Source organism: Shewanella electrodiphila (assembly GCF_023283985.1).
Taxonomy (GTDB): domain Bacteria; phylum Pseudomonadota; class Gammaproteobacteria; order Enterobacterales; family Shewanellaceae; genus Shewanella; species Shewanella electrodiphila.
Genome location: NZ_JAKIKU010000028.1, coordinates 1 through 6,259 on the forward strand (window position 1 = coordinate 1; position 6,259 = coordinate 6,259).

The following is a 6,259-nucleotide window of genomic DNA, read 5'->3' on the forward strand; positions in this document are numbered from 1 at the left end:
AGACCGCCTGGGGAGTACGGCCGCAAGGTTAAAACTCAAATGAATTGACGGGGGCCCGCACAAGCGGTGGAGCATGTGGTTTAATTCGATGCAACGCGAAGAACCTTACCTGGTCTTGACATATCTAGAATCCTGCAGAGATGCGGGAGTGCCTTCGGGAATTAGAATACAGGTGCTGCATGGCTGTCGTCAGCTCGTGTCGTGAGATGTTGGGTTAAGTCCCGCAACGAGCGCAACCCTTGTCCTTAGTTACCAGCGGGTTAAGCCGGGAACTCTAAGGATACTGCCAGTGACAAACTGGAGGAAGGCGGGGACGACGTCAAGTCATCATGGCCCTTACGACCAGGGCTACACACGTGCTACAATGGTAGGTACAGAGGGCAGCTACACAGCGATGTGATGCGAATCTCAAAAAGCCTATCGTAGTCCAGATTGGAGTCTGCAACTCGACTCCATGAAGTAGGAATCGCTAGTAATCGCGGATCAGAATGCCGCGGTGAATACGTTCCCGGGCCTTGTACACACCGCCCGTCACACCATGGGAGTTGATTGCACCAGAAGTGGATAGCTTAACCTTCGGGGGAGCGTTCACCACGGTGTGGTTGATGACTGGGGTGAAGTCGTAACAAGGTAGCCGTAGGGGAACCTGCGGCTGGATCACCTCCTTATAGATGGCATTCGGTCAGCAAGAATTCACAACAAGTTGTTCTTTAGTTTAAGCTTACGTTTTAACAAGCGTAATTGGGTCTGTAGCTCAGCTGGTTAGAGCACCGTGTTGATAACGCGGGGGTCAGTGGTTCAAGTCCACTTAGACCCACCATTTTATAATGGGGCCATAGCTCAGTTGGTAGAGCGCCTGCCTTGCACGCAGGAGGTCAACGGTTCGACTCCGTTTGGCTCCACCACTATAGACGAATAAGCTTTAAGTGCTAATAGTATAAATAGAAACAAGTGATTTATCTTTGAATAAAGACACGATTACTTCTTTCTGTTTTATACAGAATCTATGACTCGACGAGAGCATAGAGACTATTTAAAAACATAGATATGAGTCTGGGTTAGGAACACGTGTTCACGCGTTGTTCCTAACCTTAATCACTCACCTCTTAACGACATCAGTTGTTATCCCAGGGGTGAGTGATTAAAAAAAGTAAAGAGAACTGAATCAAGCGTATAAACATAGGTGATATCGTTATCATAATTAGATCTTATGACACTTTGAAGTCAATACTTATTTATAAGTTAGACTACTTGGGGTTGTATGGTCAAGTAATGAAGCGCACATGGTGGATGCCTTGGCAGTCAGAGGCGATGAAAGACGTGACAGCCTGCGATAAGCTTCGGGGAGGCGGCAATATCCTGTGATCCGGAGATTTCTGAATGGGGAAACCCACCTACCATAAGGTAGGTATCTTGTACTTGTACAAGAAGCGAACGAGGGGAAGTGAAACATCTCAGTACCCTTAGGAATAGACATCAAATGAGATTCCCCTAGTAGCGGCGAGCGAACGGGGAGAAGCCGATTAATGCTAATGTAGAAGAACAGCGTGGGAAAGCTGACCGTAGTAGGTGATAGTCCTGTATTCGAAACATTAGCGTTAACATATTAAGTAGAGCGGGGCACGAGAAATCCTGTTTGAAGATGGGGGGACCATCCTCCAAGGCTAAATACTCCTGACTGACCGATAGTGAACCAGTACCGTGAGGGAAAGGCGAAAAGAACCCCTGTGAGGGGAGTGAAATAGAACCTGAAACCGTGTGCGTACAAGCAGTGGGAGCCTTAATTTATTAGGGTGACCGCGTACCTTTTGTATAATGGGTCAGCGACTTATATTCTGTAGCAAGGTTAACCGTTTAGGGGAGCCGTAGGGAAACCGAGTCTTAATAGGGCGTTTAGTTGCAGGGTATAGACCCGAAACCGAGTGATCTATCCATGAGCAGGTTGAAAGTGCCGTAACAGGCACCGGAGGACCGAACCCACTGTCGTTGAAAAGCCAGGGGATGACTTGTGGATAGGGGTGAAAGGCTAATCAAACTCGGTGATAGCTGGTTCTCCCCGAAAGCTATTTAGGTAGCGCCTCGGACGAACACCATTGGGGGTAGAGCACTGTTTCGGCTAGGGGGTCATACCGACTTACCAAACCGATGCAAACTCCGAATACCGATGAGTGATATCCGGGAGACACACAGTGGGTGCTAACGTCCATTGTGGAGAGGGAAACAACCCAGACCGCCAGCTAAGGCCCCAAATTCCTAGTTAAGTGGGAAACGAGGTGGGAAGGCATAGACAGCTAGGAGGTTGGCTTAGAAGCAGCCATCCTTTAAAGAAAGCGTAATAGCTCACTAGTCGAGTCGGCCCGCGCGGAAGATGTAACGGGGCTCAAACTAGGAGCCGAAGCTGCGGATTTGAATTTGTTTTCAAGTGGTAGGGGAGCGTTGTGTAAGCCTGTGAAGGTGTGTCGTAAGGCATGCTGGAGGTATCACAAGAGCGAATGCTGACGTGAGTAACGATAATGCGAGTGAAAAGCTCGCACGCCGGAAGATCAAGGGTTCCAGTCCAACGTTAATCGGGGCTGGGTGAGTCGACCCCTAAGGCGAGGCCGAAAGGCGTAGTCGATGGGAAATCGGTTAATATTCCGATACTTGTTTATAATGCGATGGAGGGACGGAGAAGGTTATGTCAGCCTGGCGTTGGTTGTCCAGGTGAAAGGATGTAGGCTTGTGGCTTAGGTAAATCCGGGCTACTACATGGCTGAGATCTGATAGCAAGCTGTACTTGTACAGTGAAGTGGCAAATACCATGCTTCCAGGAAAAGCTTCTAAGCAATAGTTATAAACGAATCGTACCCTAAACCGACACAGGTGATCAGGTAGAGAATACCAAGGCGCTTGAGAGAACTCTGCTGAAGGAACTAGGCAAAATGGTACCGTAACTTCGGGAGAAGGTACGCTGCTGATGGTGATAGGACACGCTCCTTGAGCTGTTGGCAGTCGCAGATACCAGGCTGCTGCAACTGTTTATTAAAAACACAGCACTCTGCAAACACGAAAGTGGACGTATAGGGTGTGATGTCTGCCCGGTGCTGGAAGGTTAATTGATGGGGTTAGCGTAAGCGAAGCTCTTGATCGAAGCCCCAGTAAACGGCGGCCGTAACTATAACGGTCCTAAGGTAGCGAAATTCCTTGTCGGGTAAGTTCCGACCTGCACGAATGACATAATGATGGCAGCGCTGTCTCCAGCAGAGACTCAGTGAAATCGAAATCGCAGTGAAGATGCTGTGTACCCGCGGCTAGACGGAAAGACCCCGTGAACCTTTACTACAGCTTTACATTGAACTTTGACCTGACTTGTGCAGGATAGGTGGGAGGCTTTGAAGCCGAGACGCTAGTCTCGGTGGAGCCAATCTTGAAATACCACCCTGGTCATGTTGGGGTTCTAACTCAGGTATAACAATACCGAGGACAATGTATGGTGGGTAGTTTGACTGGGGCGGTCTCCTCCTAAAGAGTAACGGAGGAGTACGAAGGTGCGCTCAGACCGGTCGGAAATCGGTCGTAGAGTATAAAGGCAAAAGCGCGCTTAACTGCGAGACCCACAAGTCGAGCAGGTACGAAAGTAGGTCTTAGTGATCCGGTGGTTCTGTATGGAAGGGCCATCGCTCAACGGATAAAAGGTACTCTGGGGATAACAGGCTGATACCGCCCAAGAGTTCATATCGACGGCGGTGTTTGGCACCTCGATGTCGGCTCATCTCATCCTAGGGCTGAAGCAGGTCCTAAGGGTATGGCTGTTCGCCATTTAAAGAGGTACGCGAGCTGGGTTTAGAACGTCGTGAGACAGTTCGGTCCCTATCTACCGTGGGCGTTGGAAATTTGAGAGGATCTGCTCCTAGTACGAGAGGACCAGAGTGGACGAACCTCTGGTGTTCGGGTTGTCACGCCAGTGGCATTGCCCGGTAGCTACGTTCGGATGGGATAACCGCTGAAAGCATCTAAGCGGGAAGCCCACCTCAAGATTAGATTTCCCTAAAGAGCCGTTGAAGACTACGACGTTGATAGGCAGGGTGTGGAAGTGCAGCGATGCATGTAGCTAACCTGTACTAATTGCTCGTTTGGCTTGACCATACAACACCCAAGTGGTTTGTATGAAAGCTCTAATTAATCTATCTTGTAAAGCGAAAGCTTTAGAATAAAAGAAAGAATATTTCGATATCACCTTTAACCTTGATTCAGTTAGGTTACTGTTGGTCGACCATAAACTAAACACTTATAGTCAAACAATAAAAATAACAGACTCATATCTAACCCCCTTTGCTGACGACAATAGCATGATGGCACCACCTGATCCCTTCCCGAACTCAGAAGTGAAACATCATTGCGCCAATGGTAGTGTGGGTTCGCCCATGTGAGAGTAGGTCATCGTCAGCTCTCTATTCTAAAAGTAAAACCTCCTTCTGCTTATGCAGAAGGGGGTTTTACTTTGCCTATGAATAAGTGCCAATGCGGATTTGAGAAAATCAGCTAGATCTCAAGTTTCTTGATAGATAATTTAGAGACTAGAGACTGATTTGAACCTGTTTTTTAACGATGAGTACCAACCAAGCCTATCAGATAAGCTTTATTTCAGGCTATTTAAAGTGTTTTTTAGGTTTAAAGAAGTCATTAACTCATCGAATGCCAACTCAATATAAGATCTACAGGTATTTCCAGCGTTTAAACCCAAATACATCGAATCCCCACCATTCTCTAACCCATTGAAAACCATACACAATTAAAAGTCTTATCAAATAAACCTAAAAACCTCTGATAAAGCAGTTGACACCCCTGTCAGAATCTATATAATACGCCCCACAGCAAAGGAAGCTAAGCAGTGAGTTAACCAACTTATTACTTAGATTACCAAGCTAAGACAAAACATAAAAAAGCTTGACAATCGAAATCATTATGATAAGATAGTCGGCTCGCTAGATAGCTTGACCCTCAAGGGTTTGAGACTAAACAGCAAGAGAATTACCCTATATATCAGTTACTGGACGACAGTGATTGAGCACTATTTAAAAGCATAACTAAAGAACAACTTGTGTGGATTTTTGCTGATTCAGAATGCTAAAAAATAAAGTTGGTTTTAACTCCTTTTCGGAGTTCATTCTAACTATAAAAATTATCATTTAAGACAGCAGAAAAACTCAAAGTTAATTCATTACGAACATAATTTTTAGCGATTTTGCCAGATTAGATGAGCCAAGTTTAGAAGCTTCTTTAAAGAGCTTCATAGCAAGATTAAACTGAAGAGTTTGATCATGGCTCAGATTGAACGCTGGCGGCAGGCTTAACACATGCAAGTCGAGCGGAAACGATGATAGCTTGCTATCAGGCGTCGAGCGGCGGACGGGTGAGTAATACTTAGGAATCTACCTAGTAGTGGGGGATAGCACGGGGAAACTCGTATTAATACCGCATACGACCTACGGGAGAAAGGGGGCAGTTTACTGCTCTCGCTATTAGATGAGCCTAAGTCGGATTAGCTAGATGGTGGGGTAAAGGCCTACCATGGCGACGATCTGTAGCTGGTCTGAGAGGATGATCAGCCACACCGGGACTGAGACACGGCCCGGACTCCTACGGGAGGCAGCAGTGGGGAATATTGGACAATGGGGGAAACCCTGATCCAGCCATGCCGCGTGTGTGAAGAAGGCCTTTTGGTTGTAAAGCACTTTAAGCAGTGAAGAAGACTCCATGGTTAATACCCATGGACGATGACATTAGCTGCAGAATAAGCACCGGCTAACTCTGTGCCAGCAGCCGCGGTAATACAGAGGGTGCAAGCGTTAATCGGAATTACTGGGCGTAAAGGGAGCGTAGGTGGCTCTATAAGTCAGATGTGAAATCCCCGGGCTTAACCTGGGAACTGCATCTGAAACTGTAGAGCTAGAGTATGTGAGAGGAAGGTAGAATTCCAGGTGTAGCGGTGAAATGCGTAGAGATCTGGAGGAATACCGATGGCGAAGGCAGCCTTCTGGCATAATACTGACACTGAGGCTCGAAAGCGTGGGTAGCAAACAGGATTAGATACCCTGGTAGTCCACGCCGTAAACGATGTCTACTAGTCGTTGGGTCCCTTGAGGACTTAGTGACGCAGCTAACGCAATAAGTAGACCGCCTGGGGAGTACGGCCGCAAGGTTAAAACTCAAATGAATTGACGGGGGCCCGCACAAGCGGTGGAGCATGTGGTTTAATTCGATGCAACGCGAAGAACCT

General features: G+C 47.3%; 2 tRNA genes and 4 rRNA genes. All 6 read left to right on the forward strand.

Features of this window, described 5'->3' with window-relative positions:
- A 16S ribosomal RNA gene (locus tag L2737_RS21975) occupies positions 1-668 on the forward strand; the annotation flags it as partial.
- Between the two features lie 75 nt (positions 669-743).
- Positions 744-820, forward strand: a tRNA-Ile gene (locus L2737_RS21980).
- A gap of 9 nt (positions 821-829) precedes the next feature.
- Positions 830-905, forward strand: a tRNA-Ala gene (locus L2737_RS21985).
- A gap of 358 nt (positions 906-1,263) precedes the next feature.
- A 23S ribosomal RNA gene (locus L2737_RS21990) occupies positions 1,264-4,125 on the forward strand.
- 188 nt (positions 4,126-4,313) lie between these two features.
- Positions 4,314-4,428, forward strand: a 5S ribosomal RNA gene (gene rrf, locus L2737_RS21995).
- An 854-nt stretch (positions 4,429-5,282) separates the two neighbouring features.
- Positions 5,283-6,259, forward strand: a 16S ribosomal RNA gene (locus L2737_RS22000); the annotation flags it as partial.